Origin of the sequence: Candidatus Tumulicola sp. (assembly GCA_035601835.1) — a bacterium.
Lineage (GTDB): Bacteria > Vulcanimicrobiota > Vulcanimicrobiia > Eremiobacterales > Eremiobacteraceae > DATNNM01.
The window spans coordinates 11331-36065 of record DATNNM010000012.1; the positions used below are offsets into that span (position 1 = coordinate 11331).

Consider the following 24735-nt stretch of genomic DNA (forward strand, 5'->3'; position numbering starts at 1 on the left):
CTGTCGGCGCTGACCTGGCCGCCGCCTTCTGCGGCTGCGCGGCTTTCGCGGCGACGACGCCGCTGGTCGTCAAGGGAGCTGTGCCGTCGCTGATCCGAACCGCACTCGCGCTGACGCTAGCGCCGCTCGTGGCAGATGCGCATCCGTCTGCCGCGCAAAGCACGGCATGGCTTGACACTTTCCTGCGCCAAACGCCCCCTCTGGTGTTCACCGGAGCGGCTTGCGGCTTGTGCGCGGCGCTCGTCGCCAATGCAGCTTCGGCCGCCGGCGCAACGATCGACGCCGCACTTGCCTCGCCTCCGACCGGAGGAGCAAGGCTTTTCGGCTCCAGTCTTGGGCCATTCGGGTCGATATACGCGCTCGGCTACGCCGTCGCGATGTTCAGCGGCGGCGCAGCGACCCAGCTCATCAGTGTTTTCGTGGAAGCGGTGCGCGCGTCGGCTGGGCCCGCGCCAACCACAAGTTCGATGAGCGAAGTCGTCGATGCCGGCTTCCGCGCCGCACTTGGGCTTGCAGCGCCGGCTATCTTCGCTCAGACGATATCGGCGATCGTGTGTGCGGCGATCGCTCGGGTCGCGCCGCGATCAAACGGCATGCTGCTCGCCTCCGCAATGGGAAGTCTGCTGGCCATTGCCGGCGTGCTGGTGGGAATACGGGTCTTCTTCCCGGAGCTCATCGGCATCGCCGGCCGCAGCGTGGGCGCGACGCGCGCCCTTTTTCCGTGAACGAGGCGCAAGAACGCACCGAAGCGGCGACGCCAAAAAAACTCGCGCGTGCTCGCGCCCAGGGGCAAAATCCGTACAGCGCACTCGCTGTCGCCGCATTTACGGTTTCTGCGACAGCGCTGCCCTTTGCCGCGGTCCCGGCAGGCATGCGCACATGGGTCTTCATGTTTCGCCGGACGGTCGGCGCCGCTGCGGTGGCGTCGCGCGACCACGATGTCGCTGCTCTCTTCGCGGCGCTGCACGTCGCCTGGTCTCTGCGCGATCTTTGGATAGTCGCAGGCCTCGCCGCACTCGCGAGCTGGCTCGCAGCCACCATGATAGCGGCGGCATGCGGGGCGCTAGGGTATAGCCCAGGAGCGCTCCGACCGACGTGGAGACGTCTCGCCTGGTCTGCCGGTGTCGCGCAACTGCTCCCACGCGGCGCACCCATGCAGGTCATCATGATAGCCGTGTGCATCGCCGCGCTAGGCTGGGCGGCGGAACCGTGTGTGGCGTCGCTGATCGGGGCAGCGATGCTCGGCGCACCGTTCCCGGAGAGCGCGGCGGCGTTGGGAGAAGCGCTCAAGACGAGCTGGCAGCGAGCCGCGATTTCGCTCGGAATCGTCGCGCTAGCCGACGTCGTCATCCAGCGGCGCCGCTTCGCGGCGAATCTCAAGATGTCGATGCGCGAGTTGCGAGACGAACGCGCTGAGGCTGAGGGGCGGCCGGAAGTCAAATCTCGCCGAAGGTCGCTCGCTACGCGCGTTCGCGCCGTCGACATATCGGCGGTCCGCCGCGCCACCGCGGTGGTCACGAATCCCACGCACCTCGCCATCGCCTTGCGCTACGCGCCACCGGGGATCGACGTCCCGATCGTCGTCTCTCGGGGCGCCGATCTCGCCGCGCACGCTGTTCGCGCTGCCGCCGAACGGTACGCCGTTCCAATCGTTGAATCACCGGATTTAGCGCGCACCTTATACGCTCGCGCGGAGCACGGTGCGCCGATCCCTGAAGAGTGCTACGCCGCCGTCGCTGCGATCTTCATCTGGATCGTGCGCACGCGCGGCTCGCTCGCGGGCGCCGAGACGGACGCATGAAAGAACCCCAAACCTCAAGCGGTGTTGCGTTGGCGGTGGTGGTGCTGTCGATAATCGCAATGCTCGTCGTGCCGCTACCGCCCGCGCTTCTTGACGCGCTGCTCGCGCTCGATGTCATGGGTGCGGCTGCCGTGCTCGTGCTTGCGCTCATGGTGCCCGATCCGCTTGATCTCGCGGCCTTTCCGACGCTGCTGCTCGTAGCGACGCTATTCCGCTTGAGCTTGGACGTTTCGGCAACACGCTTGATCCTCACGCAAGGCGATCAAGCCGGTGGCGTCGGCACGGTCATCCCTGCGTTTGGCGACTTCGTCATGCGCGGCAATGTCGTCGTGGGCTTGCTCCTGTTCTGCATTCTCATCGTGGTACAGCTGGTCGTCGTCACCAATGGCGCGCAGCGCGTGGCCGAGGTCGCCGCGAGGTTCACGTTGGATGCCATGCCCGGCAAACAAATGGCCATCGACGCGGACCTGCACGCGGGCATCGTGGACGCGAGCGCTGCGCGAGCCCGCCGCCGAGCGATTCAAATGGAGGCCGACTTTTACGGCGCCATGGACGGCGCTGGGAAATTCGTCCGTGGCGACGCGATCGCCGCTTTGATCATCGTCGTGATCAACATCGTTGCCGGCATCGGTATCGGAGTGCTCGCCAAGCATCTCGATCTCAGTGCAGCGGCGCAAACCTACACGTTGCTCTCGATCGGGAACGCGTTGGCGACGACCCTGCCCGCGTTCTTGCTCTCCACGGCGATGGGTGTCATGGTCACGCGCGCCTCATCGGGGGACAGCGTGAGTGACGATCTCGCGCGGCAGATCTTACGCTACCCCGCCGCCCTGAGGCTGGTCGGCGCCACGATGCTCGGTCTCGCGCTGGTGCCCGGCTTGCCTCACATGGCGTTCGGCGCGCTGGGAGCGGCCGGAGTGATTGCGGGAGCGGCGGCCGGGCGCGCGCGCGAAAAGCGGCGCCGCGAGGAACTCGCCGCCGACTCTCGTCGCCGTCGGGTCGAGGCGGGTAAGCCGGAGAGCGCCGTCGCGCTGCTCGGCGTCGAGCAGTTAGGGATCGACGTCGGCGAAGCGCTGCTGCCGCTCTTAGACGAGCCGGCAGGGACCGCGCTCCTGCAAAGAATCGGGAACCTGCGCCGCGCGCTGGCGCTCGAACTGGGCATCGTGCTGCCGGGCGTGCACGTGCGCGACGACTTGCGCCTTCCATCGCGCGGTTTTGCGATTCGGGTGCGCGATCGCGTGGTGGCTCACGGTCAGATGTATCCCGATCGCGCGCTCGCGCTCGCATCGCCTGCCGCCCTCTCTCAGCTCCCAGGCGAGGCGACGCTCGATCCGGTCACCGGCGCGGCGTCGCGCTGGCTGCCTCCGGATGAGGCTCGGCAACAGGAAGCTGAGTCGCACGCCACGATCGTCGATCCAATCGCTGTGTTGACGAGCAAACTGGGCGCCGTCGCGCGCGCTCATGCTTCGGCGCTCCTCGGACGACAGGAAGTGCAACTGCTGCTCGATCACGTGCGGCGCACGCATCCGGCTGCGGTCAAAGGCGTTGTTCCCGAACTCGCCGGTCTTGGTCTGGTGCAGCGGGTTCTGCAGCATCTCGTGCGCGAGGGTGTCTCGATTCGCGACCTCGTCGTCGTGCTCGAGACGCTAGCCGACGAATCCGAGCACAGCAAAGATGCGTCGTCGATCGGCGAGGCCGCGCGACGCCGCCTCGCTCCTGCGATATGCGCATGGCTCGCCGGACCCGCCGATGTCATTGCCGTGGCGGCGCTCACCGCGGAAGCGGAAAGCAACCTCTCAGACTCGATCGTACAGACCGACCGCGGACCACTCCTCGGCTTGGACGCGGCTCATGCTCGGAAGCTTCACGATTCAATGCGAAGTTGCGTCGAACGCTGGAACGGTCGAGCGGTCTTCGTTTGCACCCAGCCCCTCAGGCTGCCGCTCGCGCGCTTCGTCGAATCGGCGTCGCTTGACGCCTCCATTTTAGGACTGGCCGAGGTCGCGCCTGGGTATACCATCGAAGTAAAGGAAACGGTCGCCATCGAACCACGTTAACCACAAACAGATGCAACAACCCGCAATACCGATCCACCCTTCGCTGTTCGAAACGCTCCGACACGACCCCGACGTCCTGGCCCTCATTGAGAAGGCGGACAACGTGGCGGCTGCGCTCGGCTATACCGACCACGGCCGACGGCATGTCACGCTCGTCGCCGTCACGGCGGCGCGCGTGCTCAGAGAGCTTGGCCACGACGAACATGCCTGCGATCTCGCCGCCGTTTCCGGCTTGCTTCACGACATCGGCAACGCCGCCGGCCGCAACACGCACGCCGCTGCGGGCGCATTGCTCGCGTATCAACTGCTGGTAGCGCGCGGCGTGTCAACGATGGACGCAGCCGAAGTCATGGCTGCCATCGGCAATCACGACGAGACGGAACTCGGCGTTCCGGTCAGCGCGCACAGCGCGGCGCTGATCCTCGCCGACAAGGCGGACGTCCATCGCTCGCGCGTCCGGACGCGCGATCCGCAAGCCTTCGACATCCACGACAAGGTGAACTTCGCGGTGACCAAGGCGGAGCTCGATGTGGACGGCGCGGAAAAGATGATCGCGCTGCGCCTGTCGGTCGACGAAGCGATCGGCACGCGCGAGGACATCAACGCTCTTTTCAACCAGCGCTTCGCCATGAGCGACGCGGCGGCGCGCTTTCTCGGCTGCGACTTCAGCGTCATCGTCAACGGCACCACGCTGCGCTAAAGCTCAGGGCTTTTTCCAGGGTTGCGAGGGCCGGCGGCGAATCCCGTCCGGGCCGTTTTCATACGTCCCGAAAGGTCCTTTTGTAGAACATGTGGTTCCGCTGGAAGCACCCCATCAAGATCGCGGTCATCCTGCTGCTGTGCGTCGGCTGCTACTACACATTCACGCCGATAAAGCAGAAGGTCAAGCTGGGTCTGGACCTCCAGGGCGGGCTGCGGACGCTGGTCCAACTTCAGCCCAACGACGTGGTGCCGAAGATCACGTCCGACATCTTAGATGAAGAGCAAAGCGTGCTCCAAAATCGGCTCAACACGCTGGGCACGAGCGAAATCACGTTTCAGAAGATCCCGCCGGATCGCATCAACATCGAGATGCCGGGCTTGCAGAAGACCGAAGAAGCGATCCGCCTAATCCGCGAGGCGGCGGTGCTCGAGATGCGGCCGCTCTCAGCCGAGCAGAACACCCGCGCGTACAACGACAAGAAGTACGCGGCCGAACAGGCGTACAAGGATTCGGGACCGCCGATCATCACGGGCACCGACATGAAGAGCGCGACCGTCGGTCCCAATCAGGCCGGCAACGGCTACGTGGTGGATTTCACCCTTGACGGCCCCGGCGCCAAGAAATTCTACGAGTGGACGAGCAAGAACGTCGGCAAACCGCTGCCGATCTTCCTCGACAAGAAATTCGTCTCCGGGCCCATCATCCAGTCGGCCATCGGCGCGCAAGGGCAGATCACCGGCAACTTCACGCAAGACGACGCGATCACGCTCTCAACCGAATTGAACGCCGGCGCGCTCAAAGTGCCGCTCACCATCATCGAGACCGAGAACGTCGGTCCGACGCTGGGACGCATCGACCTGGAGAAATCGCTCATCGCGTCGCTGGCCGGCCTGGGCATCGTACTGCTGTTCATGCTGGCGTTCTACCGCGTGCCGGGCTTCCTGGCCGACGTCGCGCTGGTCGTGTATTGCTTCCTGATGCTGGCCTATGTGACCGGCATCGGCGTCGTGCTGACGCTCCCGGGAGTCGCCGGCTTCGTGCTCTCGATCGGCATGGCTGTGGACGCCAACGTGCTGATCTTCGAGCGGCTCAAAGAAGAGCTGTGGGCGGGCAGGACGACGCGCGCGGCGGTCAGCGTTGGTTTTAGGCGGGCGTTCGCTACGGTCTTCGACTCGCACGTCACGACCATCGTCGGCGCGGCCGTCCTCGCCTGGCTTGGAACGGGCACGGTGAAGGGCTTCGCGGTCACGCTGCTCGTGGGAACGGTCTTCTCGCTGCTCACCGCGGTGACGATCACGCGCGCCTTCGCCGACGTGGTCGTGGATAACGACATCGCGGTGTCGCCCGCCGCGTACGGCGCATAGGGGCGGCGATTATGTTCTTCCGCAACCTCAAGTGGAACATCATCGGCCAGCGCAACTTCTGGTTCGCCGGTTCGCTCGCGGTGATCGCCGCCGGCATCATCGCGCTGTTCGTGCATCACGGCTTGCCGCTCGGGCTGTCGTTCACGGGCGGTTCGAACATCGACATCAAGTTCAACCAGAGCGTGAGCGAGGCCGCGGTGCGCCAGGCGCTCGTCAGCGTGGCGGTCGTCGACAAGGCCGGGGCCACCGCCGCGCAAGTCGCAGGTGACAAGCAGCTGCGCGAAGCCCTGGCGCCGATGCAACGCGGCGAAGAGAGCGTCCAGCTCGCGTTCAAGACCGGCGACAGCGCGCCCAACGACCGAGCGATCGTCTCGGTGCAGACGTCGATCCCCGATCCCGGTCCGGTGTTCGACGCACTCGATCGGGCCGGACTCAAGGTCGATCGCGGGCAAAGCCAGATCACGTCGGTCGGCGCTTCTCTTTCCAAGGAATACCTGTCGAGGTCGCTGTGGGCGCTGATCATCGCGCTCGTGCTGCAGCTGCTGTACATCGCATTCCGCTTCGGCAACCAGCTGCGCTATGGGATCATCGCCGACATCGCGCTGATCCACGACGTGTTCGTGATGGTCGGCATCTACGCGATCGCCAATCGCAAGGCGGATGACGCGTTCCTCGCTGCGCTCTTGACCGTCATCGGCTATTCGGTGATGGACTCGATCGTCATCTTCGACCGCATCCGCGAGAACACGCGCATCATGCCCGACGTGCCCTACGACCAGATGGTCAACACATCGTTGCTGCAGACCATGACGCGCTCGGTGAACACGCTTGCCACCGTGATTATCGTGCTCGTCGCGCTGCTGATCTTCGGCGGCGATACGCTCAAGAATTTCGCCTTCGCACTGCTGGTCGGCGTGACCAGCGGCGCATACTCTTCCATCTTCATCGCCAGCCCGCTGTTGGTCATGTGGAAGAACTTCGAGGCGCGCAAGCGCGCGACCGATCGAGCCGCTGTTGTGGCCAGAGAACAGACGAGCACGTCGCCGGCTACGGGCAGTCAGGCGGGCGTGCAGCCGATGCGCAAGATCCAACCCAAGCAGAAGCGGACCGCCGCTCCGCCGCCGCGCTACCGCAGAAGGCGTCCGGATGAAGCGGCGCCTGGAACCGGTGAGCCGGGAGCGGTCGGCGTGTTGACTGATGGGAACGATGACGACCTCGCCTCCGAACCAGCCGCAGACGCAGACGAAAAATAGCGCTCAGGCGCTGGCGCGCACGGGTGGCGCGCGCCTGCGCGCGCTTCGCTTGCCGCTGTTCTCCAACAGCCTGCTCGTGGTGCTCAAGCTTGCGGTATGGTGGATCTCCGGGTCCGTGAGCGTCCTCTCGGAGGCCGTGCACTCGGGCTCTGATCTGTTCACGACCATCGTGCAATCCTTCTCGGTGCGCGTGGCGACGCAGCCGGCGGACCACGATCACCACTACGGCCATGGAAAATTTGAGAACCTCGGTGCGGCCCTGCAGGCGCTGTTCATCGTGGGCATCGCGGCGATCATCGTGGTGGAGGCGCTCTCGCGGCTTCGTCATGGGGCGAGCCTCGCGCACCTCGATCTCGGCATCGGCGTGATGCTGTTCTCCGCCGTCGTCAACGTGCTCGTGTCCATGCGTCTGGATAGGGTGGCGCATCGCGAGCAGTCGCCCGCGCTGCACGCGCAGGCCACCGACCTGCGCGTAGACGTGTGGACCGCGGCCGGCGTGGGATTCTCCTTGCTCGCTATCCGCTTCACGGGTCTGAGCATTTTGGACCCGATCGTCTCGCTCGTCGTGGCCGGCATCATCGTCAAGTCCGCGTACGATCTCACCACCCATGCGCTGGGCGACCTCACGGATCAGCGCCTGCCGCCGGAGCAGGAGGATCGCATTCGCGACATCATCGAGGGCCACCGGGAGACGTTCGCGAGCTATCACAAATTGCGCACGCGCCGCTCGGGCGCGGGCGAGTTCATCGATTTCCATTTGCAGATGCCCGGTGGCACGCCGCTCAAAGTGGCGCACGACACCTCGGATCTCATCGTAGCCGACATCAAAAGGGTCTTGCCGCGCTCACACGTGCTGATCCACCTCGAGCCGGAAGAATAGCGCCGCTTGCTGGTCAACATGCTCGTCGACCTCCGGACCGCTCCGCTCGCGACGCCCGGGGAAGAAGAGCTCCTCGCGGCTGCGGGTCTTACGCTGGCGCACGCCAACGGAACGAGCGAGGAAGAACACCGCTGGATCGAGCGCACGTTTGATGGCCGGTGGCCCAAGGAGGCCGCTGCCGGCTGGAACTGGTTCGCCAAAGATCGCGCAGGCTCGACGGTTGGATTCGCGACGTACGAGCAGCGGAAATACCGCTGGTGGTGGTTGCGCGGATGGCTCGACAAGCGAGAGGTCGGTCTTTTCGGACCGATGGGCGTCGACCAGCGGCTTCGTGGCAAAGGAATCGGAAGGGTGCTCGCGCGTCGCGCCCTCGCGTCGCTGCGCGACCTGGGTTTCGCCCAAGCCCTCATCCCCGCTGTCGGGCCGGTCGAGTATTACGAGCGCGCTTGCGGTGCGCGCGTCGTCGAGCGTTTACGCCGAACGCTGTTCGGCATCCGCCGCGAGCCCGTCTAACCTGAAGTAGCCAACTTCTTACGTAGCCACGGAGCTTTAGGTCCGTGCGCTCGCCGCAGCGGCTTTGCTCGTGCCGTACAGGAGACGAAGCCCACAGCGTGACGCTAGGGCGTCGCTCGGGCACGGACCTAAAGGTCCGTGGCTACATGAGAGATCGGTCCGTGGCTACAGATCCTTCCGTTTACATGTGGCCGCCGTAGCCGCCGTAACCACCGCTCGCCGGCGGCGGCGCGGGGGCGGCCGTTGCGACGGGCACCACTTCTTGCGATCCGCCTCCAACCGAGCCTTGCGGCACGAAGACGGACATCGGTTTGCTGCGATAGGTGGAGACGTAGAGAGCGCGCGCGATCGCCTGCACGTCGTTGAGCAGCGCGCTGCCGGAACTTGCGCAGGTCAAGTCAGGCGATTGTTCGCCGTGCCAAGTCAAAACGGTCTTCGGCGTGGTCGCAGCAGCGGCACAGGCGGCGGCATCGAGTTTGGATAGCGCGCCCGCGGCCGTTAAGTCACGAAAAAGAGCATCCGCTAGATCCTGACGTACTTGCCCTTTGCTGCGGCCCGCGCCGTCGATCGATTCAGCCTTGCCGGTCGGCGCGATGACGATGCGATAGCCGGAAAGTTCGGCGGAGCCTGTATTGAGGATGACCGCGGCGCCGTCCGGCACCGGCAACGCGGGCACGCTGTTCGCCGTGCGCGCAGGAGCCGGTAAGAAGGTGAGAAGTGTAAGAGCGAGGAGCGTTGAGGTGAAGCGCACGAGTGGGTCCCCCGGAGTCTTGCTGGAAGCGCCCGCTTCATTATATCTCACCGCAAGATACCGCCGCAAGGCTTACATGACGGCACCGGCGGCGTCATCGCGCGCGTTGTAGGCACCGATGGCGCGGGCGAATTCAGGTCCGTGGACCGCGTCGAAGAATCCGTTGTGGGTTTCGGTGATGCCGTTCCCGGCCCAGGGATCGTACTGGGTCCGATTGAGGGGCAAGTGCTCGGTTGGCCCCGCCGCATCCGCGTACGACGCATGAAACGGGAGGAACATACCGTATTCTTCATGCGCTAGAACGAGTGCGCGCGCTGCCTGCGAGGCGCTCGCGGCTGAGTTGCGGACATACGCCGGCAGCCGGTCGTCCGCCGCGATTCGATCGTAGACCGCCTCGGCAGGACGATCGGAATGATAGATCATGTCCGCCGTATGATCGAACCGAGCCATCCCGGGCACGCCGCGAATATCGCTGCGGACGTCATGCACCAGGTCGCCCGCGGCGTCGGATTGGCGCAGACGGACGACCGAATCGTTGAAGCCGCGCACGCTCGAGCGAACGGCACGCATCTTCGCCGGATCCAGATCGAACACGTCGAACGCCGCCGCGGGATGATAGCCGTCTGCCCCGTAGCGCGCCTGCATCGTCGATTGCACGACGTTAGCGGCCCAATCGCCGCCGTGAGTGAGCGCGTCAGCGATCTTGGCGGACGGTGCGCCTGGCGCCAACATCGTTTCCGGACTTGCCGCGAGGAAACGAACGCCGTTGCGCGAGAGCGCGTCGGCGAAGCCCAAAGTCGCCATCAAACATTGGTTGGCGAGCACGCCCGTGATCGTGGCATTCCCGCCGGGGTGCGCTTTTTGAAACCGCGCCCTGCCGTCTGCGATGGCGCCGGCGATGTCCTCCATCGTCATGCAGTTGCCGCCGGCGGAGTCGGCTTGCAGCCCACCGCCGTCACCGGCACCGTGGTCCACCAGGTCGAGCCAAACGTCGGCGTTTCGGAATTTCGGGTCGGCGGCGCGCTCTTCGAGCGTTCGCGAGACAAAGGCCGCGAGCGTCGCGCGGCTGGACATATCGAGCGCGGGCTCGACTTTGACCACGTGCTGCGCGCCGCCCTGGATGATCGAAGATTCGGTGCGAAGGTCGCTGCTCGTGAACGGCTTTCGGGCCAGCGACGTCGTGTCTTCGGCGACCACTTTGAGCGCAGCGTTCGCACCCGTGGCCTGGATGAAGTCCGTCACGTTGCGCTCTTGAACGGCGTCGAGGTTGTTGTCGCCGTCGCGATAGACGCCGAAGACAACGGGATGAAGCGGAGCGGACGTAGTTGCGATCGTTTCCACGGACTGTGAACCTCCCGGAAGGACGGTGCGCCCACTATCCCCTCCGCACGAGCACAGGTCTAGTCCAGGAAGGCGTCGCGCCCTTCCGATTTTTCAGGTTTCCGCATTGCGCACATGGTAAGTGTGAGGCTGGTCAACCGGCGCACGGCAGGTTCGTCCGCGAACGCAACCCGAAGAACGCGTGCCACGCTCCGCGCGTGTCCTTGGGGGAACCAATATGACTATTTCGTTTCGTTCAGCCTTCGCGCTGTTGACGACCGGCGCGGTTATCGCCGGATGCAGCGGCGGTGGCGCAATCGTGAGCAGGCCGAGCGCGACGCTCAAGTTGAGCTGCACCAGCAAGACGTGGGCCTCTGGCCGGCTTTCGGTGAACGTGTCGTGCCAGGGATTGACGCCGTCCGGGTTCGCTCTGGGCTCGACGCTCACCGCGACCATGACAGCCCCGGCGACGCACGTCTCGGCCAGCGGTAACAACGGGTCGATTGCGGTCGCTGCGATGTCATCCAACACGTTTTCCGTGATGCCGCTGTCAGCCGGCACGGCCGTCGTAAAACTTCAGGACGATGCTGGCGATGAAGTCGTCGTCGACGAAAACGTCACCGAAAACACGGAGTCACCGGAACCTTCGGAGACGCCGGCCTCGCCGGAGCCGTCCGAAACGCCGGAGCCGGCAGAGTCGGGAGAGCCATCGGAGGCACCCGAGTCGCCGGAGCCTTCGGAGACGCCGGCCACACCGGAGCCGTCCGAATCGCCGGACTAGTGTGACGTTGCGGCCGAAAAGGTTTTGGCCGCACGCCGCTACCAGGTCCTCATGCCGCGCGCGCCATAGCCGTGCAAGCCGATGAGCTCCATGACCGGGCCGATGTAGGCTATCAGGGCTAGGGCGAACGCGATCGCCCCCCACATGCCCACCCGGTCAAGGATCACCGGCGTCGCGACTGCTTGCGGATCGACGTCGGCGAATTTGATGTCGGTATCGCCCTTTTCGTTGGCGAAACGTGTGCCGACGGCGACGATGGTGAACAGAATGATGCTCAAGAATAGGATGGTGCCGCCAACGGCCGCCCACGTCATCTCCGGCGCCCACGCGTTGGCAGCGGTCGCGCCCAGGTAGGAGACGTCGTCCGTTCGGCGCGGCGAGCCGAGCAGGCCACCGATATGCATGCTGATCGACATCACGAGCATGCCCACGAACCACGCCCACTCCTGCGCCAACGCGAGCTTGGGAGCCCACAGCTTGCGTCCGGTGAGCTTGGGCACGAAATAGTACGCCGCGCCGACAAACGTCAGCGCCACCGGGCCGCCCACGGTCACGTGGAAGTGCCCGACGATCCACATGGTGTTGTGCACCATCGCGTCCATGGCGTACGATGCATTCACGAGGCCGCCGAAACCACCGAGAATGAACAGCAGCATGCCGAAGGCGGGCCCGGCGAACACCGGGTCGCTCCAGGGCAGCGAGCGGATCACGCCGATGAAGCCGCTCTGGCCGCGGCGACGCGCGGCGATTTCGAACGACGCGAAGATCGCGAACGCGGTGATGACGGATGGCACCACGACGCCGTAGGTGGTCATCGTGTGCACCCATTTCCAGCCGGCCGAGATCGCCGGTTCAACGAATTCGTGGTGCAAGCCGACGGGCGTCGACAACAGGATGAGCATGATGAACACGACCCGGGTGATGGCATCGCTGAAGACCGTGCCGCCGTAGCGGGTCGGCACGAGGTTGTACCAGATCAGATACGCGCCCATGATCCAGAAGTACACGAGCGGGTGGCCGAAGTACCAGAACAGCATGCGCGTCATCATGACGTCGACGGTCGGTCTCCAGCCAAGCGACCACGGGATGAGGTACACCAGCATCTCAGCGGCCACGCCCATCGTCGCGATGAACCACATGACGAAGGTGCAGACCGCGGCGTGAGCCGGCAGCGGCAGCTTCTGTGTCGGATTGTTGCGCTTGAACCAGACGGCGTTCTCGACGATGTCGGCAAGCACGATCCAAGTGCCGATGACGAGCACGGTTGCGCCGATGTAGAAGAGCGGGTGCGCCTTGAGCGGCGCATAGAAGGTGTACAACACCGTCGCGTTGCCGCTCAGGATCATCGCCGCCACGGCCACCGTGCCGGCCAGCATCACCCAGAACCCGGTCCAGCCTAAGAAAAGCGAGCGCTGGCGCGGCATCGTCCGATACACCGCGATCGTCGCAAGCCCGGCGATGAAGAACGTGGTGAAGACGAGCGCCATCAGCACCCCGTGCATCGTGAGCATGCGATAGTAGTCGAACGCGTGGGGCGCCGCGAACCAGTGCGCTCTCGACCAGCCCTGCAGCAAGCCAAAAACCGCGCCCAGCGCGAGCGCCGCGGTCGCGGTGTAGATGTGCGCGAGCCCAAGCCGGTTTTCGCGCTCGATCTGAGACGCCGCCGCCATCCTAGTGAACCTCGATCGTGCCGTACATGTAGTGATGACCCGAGCCGCAATACTCGTTGCACATCAGCAGATAGGTGCCGGGCTGGTCAAACGTGTGCGAAGCGGTGCTAACCCAACCGGGGACCACCAGCATGTTCACATCCGTATTCGCGATGAAGAATCCATGGACGACGTCCGGGCTCGTGCTATAGAATGTCACCTTCGCGCCGCGCGGCACTTTCATAGTCGAGGGGGTGAACGAGAAGATCCGGGCGATGATGTACGCTTCGTACGAGCCGTCCGGCAGCTTGCGCAGGCTCGGATTGTCGAACGGCGGCGTGCTGGAGACCTTGGTCGGGTCGATCGGCTGCAGGTGCGAAGGCGGGATGAGTCCCTGGCTGATGGCGGCGGCACTGAGGAGGCCCAAGAAAACCACCAGCGTGCCGATGCTAAGGCCGATCCAGATGCGCTCGAGCCGGTGGATGTGCATCGGCTAGAACCTGCTGCGAGCGAGCCAGAACAACAGCAGCCAGCCGATGACAAACGCCACGCCCAAGAACGTAATGAACGTCCGCGTGGCTGGAAGGAGAGGATCCTTTTGATTCACAAGTTATTCCTTGCCGATCTGGCTGCGCTTTTTGTAGCAGTCTTCACCGCTCCTTCTCAATCCGCCACCCCAAGAAGTGAGATAATAGGGTCACGGAGGTCCTCGCAATGTTTATCCAACGCGCTTTATTCTGCGGCACTCTCTTCCTTGCCGCCATCGGCTTCATAATGGGCGCCAGCGCGCCCGCAGCGGCGCACCCGCCGATCGACATATCGGCCGCCAACTGGAAGTTCACGCCCAACACCATCACGGTCGAAGCAGGTCAGCCCGTGACCCTGCACGTGACGGCGACGTCCGGGGTGCACGGCATCCAATCCGACGAGCTCGGCATCCCGAAGACCGCCATCGCGCCGGGCAAGTTCGTCGACGTCACCTTCACGCCCAAGACCCCCGGGACGTACAAGATCCACTGCGCCATTCCGTGTGGTCCAGGCCATGGGGATATGGTCATCACGATCGTGGTGAAATAGCAAAATGAACGGGCAGGTCCGCCTCACGATTCTCGTAGTCGCCGCGATTCTCGTCGTGGCGTCAATCGCGGAATCCATGCGGCCCTCGCAAGCCATGCCTAATTTCGCGCAGACCTACGACATGAACTGCGAGGTCTGCCACTCGGTCGCGCCGGCGCTCAATGCCTACGGCCGCTACGTCCAGCGCAGCAACTACTCGTCGCTGGACGCTGCCACGATCCACCGGGCGATCCCGATCTGGCTCGGAGAAACGGCGTTCTACGATACGATGGATGCAAACTTGCCGCACAAGGTGCAGTTTGGCAACTTCGCGCTGCACGGCGCCGGCTTCATCGGCACCGACTTCACCTTCCACTTCCACCAATGGGTCTGGCAGTCCGATCAACCGGGCGGCACGGACACGCTGTGGCTGACCTACAACAAGCTGTTCCACCGTGACGGTCACCTGACCGTCGGCAAGCTCGAAGCGCCGGCGCCGTCGTTCTACAGTCAGTTCTTCGATTTGTCAGGCTTCGCAACGCCGGGGATGACGGTCGGCGAGCACGCATATCCGCTGGCCAACAATCGCTGGGGCGCCAAGTTCGATTACGTCAAGAGCTGGTTCACGGGATCGCTCGCCTACTTAGGCCCGAGCGGCAACCTCGACACCGCCACCAAGTGGGGTACCCTAGACACCGACAAGACGCTCCAATGGCGAGCGGTGTACGCGCGTCCCGACAGGCCGGTCGAGGTCGGGCTCTATGGTGGCAGCGGCGTGTTCACGATCTCGGACGGCACGCTCGACCGTTACAATTCGACCGCGGGATGGGTGCAACTCGACTCGACGCACAACCTGCCCGGTGCTATCCTCATCTATCAGCACAACTACGACAACAATCCCGCGGCGGGAGCGCCCGCAGCGTCGAGCCACGGCCTGACCGAGGAGATCTTCGAGCCGTTCACCGTTTTCCACGCGGCCGCAGTCGTATCGGCGCGCAACGAACTCACGGACGACGGCATGGGGACGATCGGGCACACCGGCAACGTCGATTTCTCGATCATCGCGTTCAGGCATGTAAGCCCGAAGTTCACCAACGCGCTCATCCTCAACGCCGAAGCCGTGCTGGCTGCGAACTCAACGCCCGGATGGAAAGCGCAAGCCTGGTACGTCTTCACGATCGGCCGGCTGCACTAGCGCTCTCGCGTTTACGCCCCTGGTGCTAGCGCTACGCGCTGCAGCAGCCCCTCGCGCGTGACGAACCCGCGCAGCGCGCCGGTGCCGTCCACAACCGGGATCTGATGGAAGCCCGTTTCGGCGAGCAGCTTCAGCGTGTCGAGCGCATCGGTTTCAGGGGCGGCGCTCTTCACTTTCGCCATCGGCGTCATCACCGCCGAAAGCGGCGCCTGGGCGTTCGAACGGGCTAGATCCGTGAGCGTGACGATGCCAAGCAGACGCGCTCCGTCTGCGACGGCAGTAGCCCGCTGCCCGGTCTTGAGCAGCAGTTCGAGGGCGGTCTGCATCGGCGTGTCGGCTGGAAGCGCCGGAGGCGGCGCTGTGGCGACATCGAGTGCGGTACGCCCGCGCAAACTCGAAGCCAATTCCGTTTGATACGCTTCGGCCGATCCCGCCTGGAACAGAAACCAACCGATGAGCGCCATCCACAAACCACCGATCAGCCCGATCACGAATGTTTCGAGCAGACCGAACGCGATCAAAAGGATCGCGATGCTGCGGCCGATGCCGGCGGCGATGCGCGTCGCACGCAAGCGGCTGCCGGTTTTTCGCCAGATCAACGAGTGGAGCACCTTGCCGCCGTCCAGCGGATACGCCGGCAGCAGATTGAAGATGCCGAGAATGGTGTTCGCATAGGCGAGGTAGCCGGCGGCAACCCCGAGTGAGGTCTGCACGCCGAGCAGCTGCGCGAGCACGAAGAAGACCAGCGCGATCGCAATGCTCGCCAGCGGGCCGACCAAGGCGATCCAACCCTCGCCCGAGGCGCTGTCGAATTCACTGCCCAACGCTGAAACGCCACCGAAGATGAACAGCGTAATCCGCGACACCTCCAAACCACGCGCGCGGGCGAGGACCGAGTGCGCAAGTTCGTGCACCAGCACGCTGGCGAAGAAGAGCAGCGCGGTCCCCACCCCGAGCGCGATGCGCTCGGCGGGCGGCAAGTTGGCGGGATGCAGCGGTCCCATGTCCGCGCTCAATGACCAAGCGACGAGCGCGAAAATAAAAAGCCAACTGACATCTACATAGATGTCGATTCCGAAAAGCCGCGCGACCCGCATGCGAGAACGTTACGGTCGCAGTCGCCAAGAGCCTCCTGCATCGTCGCGAAGCGGCGAAATGATTTCCGCCGCGTGCCCCGAACCTGCCGCAGCATGAACGTCGCCGATCTTGAGGCGCGCATCCGATCCATTCCGGATTTCCCGATCCCCGGCATTCTCTTCCGCGACATCACGCCGGTGCTGCAAGATGCGCAAGGCTTCAAAGGCGTGATCGATCTTCTCACCGATGAATATCGCGACAAGAAGGTCGACTTCGTCGTGGCCATCGAGGCGCGCGGCTACATGCTCGGCGCCCCGGTTGCGTATCGCCTCGGCGCGGGGTTCGTGCCCGTGCGCAAGCCGGGCAAACTGCCGTACGAGAAGATCAGCGTGGACTACGCCCTGGAGTACGGCACGAACACGCTCGAGATGCACAACGATGCGCTGACCAAAGGCCAGCGCGTACTCGTCATCGACGATCTGTTGGCGACCGGGGGGACCGCCTCGGCGGTGCGCCAGATGGTCGAAAAATTGGGCGCCACGATCGTCGGTTTTGCGTTCCTGATCGAGCTCACCGCCCTGCACGGGCGGGATAAGCTCAAGGGCGTGGACGTCAAGAGCTTCATCCGCTACTAGCAGCCCCCCGCTTGCGTCCCGCGCCGCCCATAAGTACAATAGAAGCATCCCATGGCGAGCACAATCCGCGAGCTGACGCAGCAAGTAAAGAAGTATTACCCCGGCCTGGACGAGAGCTGGCTCGAGGGCGTTTACGCCTTTGCCGAAGCCGCGCACGGCAGCCAGACGCGCGCCAGCGGCGACAGTTTCATCACCCACCCGCTGGCCGTCGCTTCGATCCTCGCCGACTACGAGATGGACCCGGCGTCGATCGCCGCGAGCCTGCTCCACGACGTCGTCGAAGACACGACCGTTCCGCTCGAAGAGATCGAGAAGCGCTTTGGCATGGAGATCGCGGGCCTGGTCGATGCGCTCACCAAGCTGACCAAGATCCCGTATCAGACGAAAGAAGACGTCAAAGTCGAGAACCTTCGCAAGATGTTCTTGGCGATGGCGCGCGACATCCGCGTCATCATCATCAAGCTCGCCGACCGGCTTCACAACTTGCGAACGCTCGGCAGCCTCACGCCGGCCAAGCAGAAGACGATCGCGGAGGAGACGCTGGAGATCTACGCGCCGCTCGCCCACCGCCTCGGCATCTATCGGATGAAGTGGGATCTTGAGGACCTGAGTCTTAGGTATCTCGATCCCACCGCGTACCAAGATATCGCCGATCGCGTGGCCAAGCGGCGCGCCGACCGCGAGCGTTCGGTCAAGAACGTCATCGCCGACGTGCGCAGCCGCTTCGACACCATGACCCTCAAGGCGGATGTGTCCGGTCGGCCCAAACATTTCTACTCCATCTACCAGAAGCTCCAATCCGGCAAGGAATTTTCGGAGATCTACGACCTCACGGCCATCCGCATCATCGTGGATTCGGTCAAGGACTGTTACGGCGCCGTCGGCGTGGTGCACAGCATCTGGACGCCGCTGCCCGGACGCTTCAAAGACTATATCGCGATGCCGAAGACCAACGGCTACCAATCGATCCATACCACGGTCATCGGTCCCGGCGGCGACCCGATCGAGATCCAGATCCGTACGTGGGACATGCACCGCTCCAGCGAGTACGGCATCGCCGCGCACTGGAGGTATAAGGAAGGCGGACGTCCGGACGACTTCGACGAGAAGCTCTCGTGGCTGCGCTCGTTGCTTGAGTGGCAAGAAGAGATGCACGACAGCCGCGAGTTCATCGAGCGCCTCAAGGTGGACTTGTTCGCCAGCCAAGTGTTCGTGTTCACGCCCAAGGGCGACGTCATGGGCTTCCCGGCCGGCGCCACGCCGATCGACTTCGCGTATCACGTGCACACCGGCGTCGGACACCGCTGCGTCGGAGCGAAGGTCAACGGCCGCATCGTACAGCTCGAATACGCCTTGCAAAACGGCGACATCTGCGAGGCGCTCGTCAGCAAGAGCAGCCCGGGCCCGTCGCTGGATTGGCTTTCGGTCTGCAAGACGTCAAGCGCCAAGCATAAGATCAAGCAATGGTTCCGTAAGAATCGGCGTGACGAGAACATCGCTTCCGGCCGCGAGACCCTCGACCGCGAACTCACGCGCAATCAGCTTTCACAAATCGCAAGCGCGCAATTCTTGAGCGCCTGCGCGGCGCGGCTCAACTACGGGAGCTTGGATGACATGTACGCCGCGATCGGCTTCGGCGACGCGTCCATGGGCTCAATCATCGCGCGGGCGCGCGAAGAAGCCAAGCGCCAGAAGATCGTGCCGTTGCCGATCGACCGGCAGACGGTCGGCGTACGCAAACCGACACGGCGCGCGACCTCGGGCGTCAAAGTGCGCGGCATCGGCGACGTGCTCGTCAGCTTCGCGCGCTGCTGCCGTCCGGTGCCCGGCGACGCGATCCTCGGCTTCATCACGCAGGGCAAGGGCGTTTCGGTGCACCGCGTCGAGTGCCCGAACGCCGCCCAACTCGGCTCTCAGCCCGATCGGCTGATCGAAGTCGCTTGGGACGTCTCGCCGACCGATGCGCACCTGGTTGACGTCGAGGTGGAGGCCAGCGACCGGCCGGGCTTGCTCCAGGACATCATGGGCGTCTTGTCCGAGCACAAGACCAACGCGACGTCGGTCACCGCGCGCACCAAAAAAGACGGCACCGCGACGATCTCCTGCAGCCTCGAGATCCGCGATCTCGACCACTTGAGCCAGTTGCTTCGCAAGATCGGGCGCGTGCGCGAGGTGCGCTCTGCTTACCGCGTGACCAAGCGCGAAGCGCACGCCGGCGACCGCTAGAACCAGCACGACATTGCGTGCGGTCGTCCAGCGCGTCAGCAGCGCAAGCGTCGAAGTTGACGGCGCCGCGGTCGGCAGCATCGAGCGCGGGTTCCTGGCGCTCATCGGTGTGGGGCGGGATGATACCGAAGAAGACGCGGCGACGATCGCTTCCAAGATCGCCGGCCTGCGCATTTTCAACGATGACGCGGGCGCGATGAACCTTTCGCTCGCCGAGGTGGGCGGCGCGGTGCTTGCGGTCTCGCAGTTCACGCTGCACGGTGACGTGCGCAAAGGCCGCAGGCCTTCATTTGTCGACGCCGCGCCCGGAGAAACCGCTCAGCCGTTATTCGAACGCGTGGTCGCGCTGATGCGCCGCGAAGGCGTGAAGGTGGAGACCGGCACCTTCGGCGCGCAAATGCGCGTGAGCTTGGTCAATGAAGGCCCAGTCACGATCCTATTGGACAGCAAGAAACAGTTCTAGGGCGTTTCCCAGGCGCTCGTAAGCTCTTTCCCAGGCGCGCGTAAGGTTGCGGCGATACGATATGATACATGAAGAGAATAGCGTCGCTCGTCGCGGCCGGAGTATGCTTGCTCGCTTCGACGAGCTGCACCGGCGTCGGCCTCCCCGGCGGGATCTTCGGAGGTCTGTTGGCCTGCAATCCGGGGACGCAGGTGCAGCTTGCGAACCCGGCCCCGAATCAAGGCGGCGTGTCGTCGAACATCGGCCAGATCACGATCGTCGCAAACGGCAATAGCAACACGCTCTACAGCACGTACGCCCAGTGGCAATTCACGCTGGTCGACAATTTCAACAATCAGATGACCAGCGGAACGCTCAACCTCGTGCCCGACCCTTCGGGGCCTCATCCGTACGCGTCGGACTTCTACTACCAATCGTCGATCTCTCCGATGACCGCTGGACGCACCTGGAACGTCGAGTTGGTTCAAAATGGCAACTCGTGCACGCCGGCTTCGGTGGGATCGTTCTCGACTTAGGGCACATCCGGCCGCGGGTCATGCTCGAGAAACCCTTTGCGGTTCGGCATCGCGACGCGGGGCAGCGAAGAGCGATCCAAGACCTGGTCCCTCGACACGATGCCGTTCATCCATAAGACATACGCGCTGAGCGAATAGATCTCGCCGGCGCTAAGCGTCTGCGGCTTGTCGGCCGGCATGGCCCGCCGGATATAGTCGAAGAGCGTCGTCGCGTAGGGCCAATAGTTGCCCACGCTTCGCACCGGATTTGGGCCTCGCAGCGAACCGATGCCTCCCGCGAGATCGGTGTTGCCGGCAGTGCCGTGACAGGCCGCGCACTTCGCGGCGAAAATGCCTTCGCCAGCTGAAGCAGTGCCTGAGCCCGCGGGTAGCCCGTCGCCGTTAGGCGAGACGTCGATGTTCCACGCGTCGATCTCGTCGGCGCTGGGGACCTGGCCGATTTGCGCCGCCGAGCTCGTGTGCGTGCACGCGATCCAAACCATTGCGATGGCGAACACCCCTGCCCACAACAAGACCAGCGCGGCGCGCCTCATAATCTGCTGACCGCGCCGGTGGTGGAGACGCGCCAGCCATGGATCGCATTGTTGTGGTAGCCTGAGTTGACGCCTCGCACGCGAACGAGTTGGGCAAGGGTTGGTTGGACGTATCCGGTTTCGTCCGTGGCACGGCTCAGCAACGCCATATCCTGGCCGTTCCAGTCAAAGGCCACGGTAAAGCGCGAAAATGCTTTAGGAAGCACGGGCGTGTCGAGCGCCGCTCGACGCCAGCTCGACCCGCCGTCGAGGGAGACGTCGACGTGCGCGATCTTGCCGCGGCCGCTCCATGCGAAGCCAACCACCTGATTGCGCCCGGAACTCACGTGCTGACCTCCCGACGGGCTTACGATGACCGACTTAGCTTCCATGATCAGCGTGAAAGCGCGCGCGCTGCCGTTCGGCATGAGGTCGGTATAGCGCGCCGTCTCCTCGCGCGAATACACGGGCTGCGCGAGCAACTTGATGCGCCGAAGCCATTTGACGTTCGCGCTGCCCTCGTAGCCGGGCACGATCAGGCGCAGCGGATAGCCTTGTTCCGGCCGCAGCATCTCCCCGTTTTGTCCATATGCGAGAAGCGCGTCGTCATAGGCCTTTGCGATCGGGATTGAGCGGTCGAACGCCGCGGCGTCGGCGCCTTCCGCGAGAAACCAGCGTGCGCTGGGGCTCACGCCGACCAGCTCGAGGAGGTCGCGCAGCCGGACGCCGGTCCACTCACAACAGCTGGCTAACCCGTGAGACTGCTGGACGGTTTCGGCCGCCGGGCCGCGCCATTCGGACCCGGTGTTGCCCGAACACTCCAAAAAGTGGATGCGCGCGACCGCAGGCAAACGCGCGAGGTCGCCCATCGTGAGCACCAGCGGGCTTTTGACCAGACCATGGATGAGCAGACGGTGCTGGGATGGATCGATGGCCGGAATTCCGGCGTGGCAGCGCACGAAGCAGAGGCCGCTCGCCGTTATGATGCCGCGTTGGGCGGCGAGCGGCGACAGCGCGATGTTCCGCGCGTCAGCGGGCGAGCGGGCTACCGCGCTCTCGAATGAAGAAGGCGAGCCGTACGCGGGCACCGTGCCGCCCGGCTCCCGCATCCAGCCCGGAATGACGTTCGTGCCTGCCAGCATGGCAAACGCTCGCTGGAGGAACGACGTACGCCTCATGCAGGCCATGTTTTCGGCGCTCGGACGCCGAACCTGCGATGACGCATGAGGGGGCCGCAGCTCGAGCTGAAGCTGGACGCGGTACGACACAACGTCCGAGCCTGGCTCAGCTATCTAGCCGAGCGCGAACTTTGGGCGGTCGTCAAATCGAACGCCTATGGTCTCGGGCTTATTCCGGTGGCGCGTGCTTGCCTCGAGGCCGGCGCTCATCGCTTGTGCGTCGTGGATATGCAGGAAGCGGTACGCCTTTGCGACGCCGGCATCTCCGCGCCTATCGTGCACGTGTGGGCGACGCCGCTCGAAGAACTCGAGACCGCCGCTCGGCTGAACGTCGTCGCGACGATCGAGGATGAACGGGGCGCGCACGAGTTGTCGCGCATCGGTGACACCCGCGGAAAGCCGGCCCTCGCGCATGTCGCGATCGAGACCGGCACCGGCTGGAGCGGCGTACCAGCGGCAAAAATCGCACAGTTCGCTTCGGGCGTGCAAGGCTTGAAGGGCGTGACGTGGGAGGGCGCGTGGACGCACATCGCAGGCCAAGACTCCATGCCGGCGCAAGAATCCGCATTCGATGCCGCCGTTTCTGCGTTGCGGGTATCCGGCCTGAAAGTTCCGATCACGCACCTCGCCAGCACCGGACCCGCGTTGTGGGGGGCGGGCGGCGCTGCGGTGCGCATCGGCGTCGGCCTGTATGGTTCGTCTCTTGGCCGCACCCATCCGCAGTTAGCGCTGAAAACCGCGCTGACGTTGCGAGCGCCGGTCATGTATGTGAAACGCTTTGACCGTCCCACCGCATTGGGTTACGGGGGTACGGCTGTCGCCCAAGCGGGCGAGGCGATTGCGACATTGCGGCTCGGCTACGCCGACGGGCTGCCAAGAGCGCTGTCGGTCGGCGGGTTGGCGATCCTGGGCGGAGAGCGATGCAACATCGTCGGCGCCATCGGCATGAATTTCACCATGCTCAAAGTCCCATTCGGCGTGGCCGTGAACGCCGGAGACGAGGCGATCGTCGTAGGGGACATGGACGGCGTACGCCTTGACGAGGTCGCGCAGCGCGCCGGCACGATCCCGCATCAGCTGATCACGTCGCTCGCGGCCTTGTCAGTCCGCCCGAACGTGTGATATGATACGCGGGCTTGCCGGCACGGAGCTGAAGCTCCGTGGCTACAAAAGAGAAGCAAGTATCCTTCCTGCTCGCCCGGTGCGTTCAAAACGCGCGTCAGGGCAAGCCGCCAGCCCATAGGGAGGCAGCGCACGTTATAGTGCCGCAGTATGAGATAACCTATATCTTGAGCCCGGGCCTCGAAGAACCGAAGGTCGTCGAGGTGTCGACGCATTTCTCCGACGTCGCTAAGAACAACGGCGCCGAGTCGATCGCCGTCGAGCAGATGGGCAAGAGACGGCTGGCCTACGAGATCAAGCGCCAGCGCGAAGGCTACTACGTGTCGATGAGGTTCTCAGGAGCGGCGGATGCGGCCAAAGAGGTCGTCCGCCAACTCCGCCTGCACGATGACGTATTGCGCGCGCTGCTGGTCAAACCCTAAATCTGATTTGTATGTAGTGCCGGGGCTTTAGCCCCGGAGTAGGAGCAATACCGTGGCCGGTTCATATAATCACATCGTCCTGGTCGGACGGCTGGTCGCCGATCCGGAGCTGCGTCAAACGCAGCAAGGCGTTCCTGTGGCGTCGTTTCGCATCGCCGTCGACCGCACGCGCGGCCGCGACGGCGGAGAAAAGCAGACCGATTTCTTCGGCGTCAGCGTCTGGCGCGAGCGCGGTGAGCGCGCCGCCGAGTTCCTGCAGAAGGGCCGGCTGGTGCTGATCTCCGGTCGCTGCCACATCCGCGAGTACACCGACAAAGAGAACAATCGTCGAACGGCGGTCGAGGTCCAAGCCGACGATTTCCAGATGCTCGACGCGAGACCCGGAGGCGCAAGCGCGGACGCGGGTTCGCAGCAAAAGCCCGCCGCCGCCCCAGGCAGCGCTCTGCCTGAATACAAGTACGACGCGGAAGCAGAAGAAGAGGTTCCGTTCTAATCATGCCGCCAAGACCAAAAAGGCTAAAGCCCAAGAAGCGCGAGGGGCTCGATCGCAAGCCGAAGCGCAAAGTCTGCTCGTTCTGCGTCGACAAGGTCACGAACATCGACTATAAAGATATGATGCGGATCCGGAAATTCGTCTCGGAGCGCGGCAAGATCGTGCCGCGGCGCATCTCCGGGACCTGCGCGAAGCATCAACGCGCGCTCACCACGGCCATCAAGCGCGCCCGCGTCATGGCGCTCATCTCCTTCGCGGCGGAGTGACGAGGGTGAAGATCATCCTCAAGCAAGACGTCAAGGGCGTCGGCAAGGCGGGGACCGTCGCCGACGTGGCCGCCGGCTACGGCCGCAACTACCTGCTCCCGCACGGCCTGGCGGAAGAAGCCACCAAGGGCAACCTCGCCCAAGCGGCGTCACGCAAGGCCTCGCAGACAAAACGCGACGAGAAGACGCTCGCGGACGCGCGCGAAGTCGCCGCCAAGCTGGAAAGCCGGCCCGTCGTCATCAAAGCCAAAGGCGGCGAGAGCGGCAAGCTGTTCGGAGCGGTCACCAACGCCCAGATCGCCGAGGCGATCGAGGCGGCGTTCGGCGTCTCGCTGGATCGCCACATCATCGATCTCGACGAGCCGATCAAGACCGCCGGCCAGCACACCTGCGAGGTCAAGCTGACGCAGGGCGTGATCGCGCGGGTCACGGTGACGGTGGAGCCGGAAGCTTGATGGGTTGTGAATTATGCGAATTGCGCGAATGATTGTTGTGAATTGCGC

At 64.3% G+C, this 24735-nt stretch carries 27 protein-coding genes; 20 read left to right on the plus strand and 7 right to left on the minus strand.

All coding sequences use genetic code 11. The annotated features are described in order from the left end of the window. Nucleotides 1-14 precede the first annotated feature (14 nt). The 8 genes from VN934_07755 (at nucleotide 15) to VN934_07790 (ending at nucleotide 8571) form a co-directional block, all read left to right on the plus strand. Nucleotides 15-725, plus strand: a complete 711-nt coding sequence (locus VN934_07755; GenBank protein ID HXM18696.1) for a flagellar biosynthetic protein FliR — start codon at nucleotides 15-17, stop codon at nucleotides 723-725. Next, complete coding sequence (locus VN934_07760) at nucleotides 722-1801, plus strand: EscU/YscU/HrcU family type III secretion system export apparatus switch protein (GenBank protein HXM18697.1); 1080 nt, start codon at nucleotides 722-724, stop codon at nucleotides 1799-1801. The genes VN934_07755 and VN934_07760 overlap by 4 nt, the downstream gene beginning before the upstream one ends. Further along, on the plus strand, nucleotides 1798-3858 hold the full coding sequence (locus VN934_07765; protein HXM18698.1) for a flagellar biosynthesis protein FlhA: 2061 nt from the start codon (nucleotides 1798-1800) through the stop codon (nucleotides 3856-3858). Before VN934_07760 ends, VN934_07765 begins: the two co-directional genes overlap by 4 nt. A gap of 10 nt (nucleotides 3859-3868) precedes the next feature. Then, nucleotides 3869-4558 carry an HD domain-containing protein gene (locus tag VN934_07770; GenBank protein HXM18699.1) on the plus strand — a complete coding sequence of 230 codons (690 nt, stop codon included), beginning with the start codon at nucleotides 3869-3871 and terminating at the stop codon, nucleotides 4556-4558. 89 nt (nucleotides 4559-4647) lie between these two features. Further along, on the plus strand, nucleotides 4648-5925 hold the full coding sequence (gene secD, locus VN934_07775) for a protein translocase subunit SecD (protein ID HXM18700.1): 1278 nt from the start codon (nucleotides 4648-4650) through the stop codon (nucleotides 5923-5925). 11 nt (nucleotides 5926-5936) lie between these two features. After that, entirely contained in the window at nucleotides 5937-7178 is a 1242-nt protein-coding gene (gene secF, locus VN934_07780; GenBank protein ID HXM18701.1) for a protein translocase subunit SecF, read from the plus strand. Beyond that, complete coding sequence (locus VN934_07785) at nucleotides 7132-8058, plus strand: cation diffusion facilitator family transporter (GenBank protein ID HXM18702.1); 927 nt, start codon at nucleotides 7132-7134, stop codon at nucleotides 8056-8058. Before secF ends, VN934_07785 begins: the two co-directional genes overlap by 47 nt. 6 nt (nucleotides 8059-8064) lie before the next feature. Further along, nucleotides 8065-8571 (plus strand): GNAT family N-acetyltransferase, encoded by a 507-nt coding sequence (locus VN934_07790; GenBank protein HXM18703.1) that lies wholly within the window; start codon nucleotides 8065-8067, stop codon nucleotides 8569-8571. Nucleotides 8572-8752: 181 nt separating this feature from the next. On the opposite strand, the gene VN934_07795 is transcribed toward VN934_07790, so the two are convergent. Further along, nucleotides 8753-9373 carry a hypothetical protein gene (locus VN934_07795; GenBank protein HXM18704.1) on the minus strand — a complete coding sequence of 207 codons (621 nt, stop codon included), beginning with the start codon at nucleotides 9371-9373 and terminating at the stop codon, nucleotides 8753-8755. 21 nt (nucleotides 9374-9394) lie between these two features. Then, a complete protein-coding gene (locus VN934_07800; GenBank protein HXM18705.1) occupies nucleotides 9395-10663 on the minus strand; it encodes a hypothetical protein in 1269 nt (422 codons plus the stop codon). Between the two features lie 217 nt (nucleotides 10664-10880). On the opposite strand from VN934_07800, the gene VN934_07805 reads away from it, so the two are divergent. After that, nucleotides 10881-11423 carry a hypothetical protein gene (locus VN934_07805; protein ID HXM18706.1) on the plus strand — a complete coding sequence of 181 codons (543 nt, stop codon included), beginning with the start codon at nucleotides 10881-10883 and terminating at the stop codon, nucleotides 11421-11423. A gap of 38 nt (nucleotides 11424-11461) precedes the next feature. Here the strand turns inward: VN934_07805 and VN934_07810 are convergent, their stop codons facing one another. Next, nucleotides 11462-13093 (minus strand): cbb3-type cytochrome c oxidase subunit I, encoded by a 1632-nt coding sequence (locus tag VN934_07810; protein HXM18707.1) that lies wholly within the window; start codon nucleotides 13091-13093, stop codon nucleotides 11462-11464. Between the two features lies 1 nt (nucleotide 13094). Next, complete coding sequence (locus VN934_07815) at nucleotides 13095-13562, minus strand: cytochrome c oxidase subunit II (GenBank protein ID HXM18708.1); 468 nt, start codon at nucleotides 13560-13562, stop codon at nucleotides 13095-13097. Nucleotides 13563-13786: 224 nt separating this feature from the next. Between VN934_07815 and VN934_07820 the strand changes: the two genes are divergently transcribed. After that, complete coding sequence (locus VN934_07820; GenBank protein HXM18709.1) at nucleotides 13787-14149, plus strand: cupredoxin domain-containing protein; 363 nt, start codon at nucleotides 13787-13789, stop codon at nucleotides 14147-14149. A 4-nt stretch (nucleotides 14150-14153) separates the two neighbouring features. Further along, nucleotides 14154-15323 (plus strand): hypothetical protein, encoded by a 1170-nt coding sequence (locus VN934_07825; GenBank protein ID HXM18710.1) that lies wholly within the window; start codon nucleotides 14154-14156, stop codon nucleotides 15321-15323. A gap of 11 nt (nucleotides 15324-15334) precedes the next feature. Here VN934_07825 and VN934_07830 read toward each other — a convergent pair whose 3' ends face one another. Further along, nucleotides 15335-16420, minus strand: a complete 1086-nt coding sequence (locus VN934_07830; protein ID HXM18711.1) for a site-2 protease family protein — start codon at nucleotides 16418-16420, stop codon at nucleotides 15335-15337. 93 nt (nucleotides 16421-16513) lie between these two features. On the opposite strand from VN934_07830, the gene VN934_07835 reads away from it, so the two are divergent. The 4 genes from VN934_07835 to VN934_07850 all read left to right on the plus strand — a co-directional run bounded on the left by VN934_07835 (nucleotide 16514) and on the right by VN934_07850 (nucleotide 20239). Beyond that, on the plus strand, nucleotides 16514-17035 hold the full coding sequence (locus VN934_07835) for an adenine phosphoribosyltransferase (protein HXM18712.1): 522 nt from the start codon (nucleotides 16514-16516) through the stop codon (nucleotides 17033-17035). Nucleotides 17036-17086: 51 nt separating this feature from the next. Beyond that, complete coding sequence (locus tag VN934_07840; protein ID HXM18713.1) at nucleotides 17087-19261, plus strand: bifunctional (p)ppGpp synthetase/guanosine-3',5'-bis(diphosphate) 3'-pyrophosphohydrolase; 2175 nt, start codon at nucleotides 17087-17089, stop codon at nucleotides 19259-19261. A 13-nt stretch (nucleotides 19262-19274) separates the two neighbouring features. Then, nucleotides 19275-19724, plus strand: a complete 450-nt coding sequence (gene dtd / locus VN934_07845; protein ID HXM18714.1) for a D-aminoacyl-tRNA deacylase — start codon at nucleotides 19275-19277, stop codon at nucleotides 19722-19724. 68 nt (nucleotides 19725-19792) lie between these two features. Then, on the plus strand, nucleotides 19793-20239 hold the full coding sequence (locus VN934_07850) for a hypothetical protein (protein ID HXM18715.1): 447 nt from the start codon (nucleotides 19793-19795) through the stop codon (nucleotides 20237-20239). Here the strand turns inward: VN934_07850 and VN934_07855 are convergent. Next, entirely contained in the window at nucleotides 20236-20772 is a 537-nt protein-coding gene (locus VN934_07855) for a cytochrome c (GenBank protein HXM18716.1), read from the minus strand. The two genes, VN934_07850 and VN934_07855, sit on opposite strands and share 4 nt — an antisense overlap. Beyond that, nucleotides 20769-21929, minus strand: a complete 1161-nt coding sequence (soxC, locus tag VN934_07860) for a sulfite dehydrogenase (GenBank protein ID HXM18717.1) — start codon at nucleotides 21927-21929, stop codon at nucleotides 20769-20771. The genes VN934_07855 and soxC overlap by 4 nt, the downstream gene beginning before the upstream one ends. 45 nt (nucleotides 21930-21974) lie before the next feature. On the opposite strand from soxC, the gene alr reads away from it, so the two are divergent. The 5 genes from alr to rplI all read left to right on the plus strand — a co-directional run bounded on the left by alr (nucleotide 21975) and on the right by rplI (nucleotide 24687). Further along, nucleotides 21975-23051 (plus strand): alanine racemase, encoded by a 1077-nt coding sequence (alr, locus tag VN934_07865; protein ID HXM18718.1) that lies wholly within the window; start codon nucleotides 21975-21977, stop codon nucleotides 23049-23051. A gap of 140 nt (nucleotides 23052-23191) precedes the next feature. Then, complete coding sequence (gene rpsF / locus VN934_07870; protein ID HXM18719.1) at nucleotides 23192-23473, plus strand: 30S ribosomal protein S6; 282 nt, start codon at nucleotides 23192-23194, stop codon at nucleotides 23471-23473. Nucleotides 23474-23525: 52 nt separating this feature from the next. Then, nucleotides 23526-23966 (plus strand): single-stranded DNA-binding protein, encoded by a 441-nt coding sequence (locus VN934_07875; protein ID HXM18720.1) that lies wholly within the window; start codon nucleotides 23526-23528, stop codon nucleotides 23964-23966. 2 nt (nucleotides 23967-23968) lie between these two features. After that, on the plus strand, nucleotides 23969-24232 hold the full coding sequence (rpsR, locus tag VN934_07880) for a 30S ribosomal protein S18 (protein ID HXM18721.1): 264 nt from the start codon (nucleotides 23969-23971) through the stop codon (nucleotides 24230-24232). Between the two features lie 5 nt (nucleotides 24233-24237). After that, the gene (rplI, locus tag VN934_07885; protein ID HXM18722.1) at nucleotides 24238-24687 is read left to right on the plus strand and encodes a 50S ribosomal protein L9; all 450 of its coding nucleotides are present in this window, start codon (nucleotides 24238-24240) and stop codon (nucleotides 24685-24687) included. The last annotated feature ends 48 nt before the right edge of the window (nucleotides 24688-24735 follow it).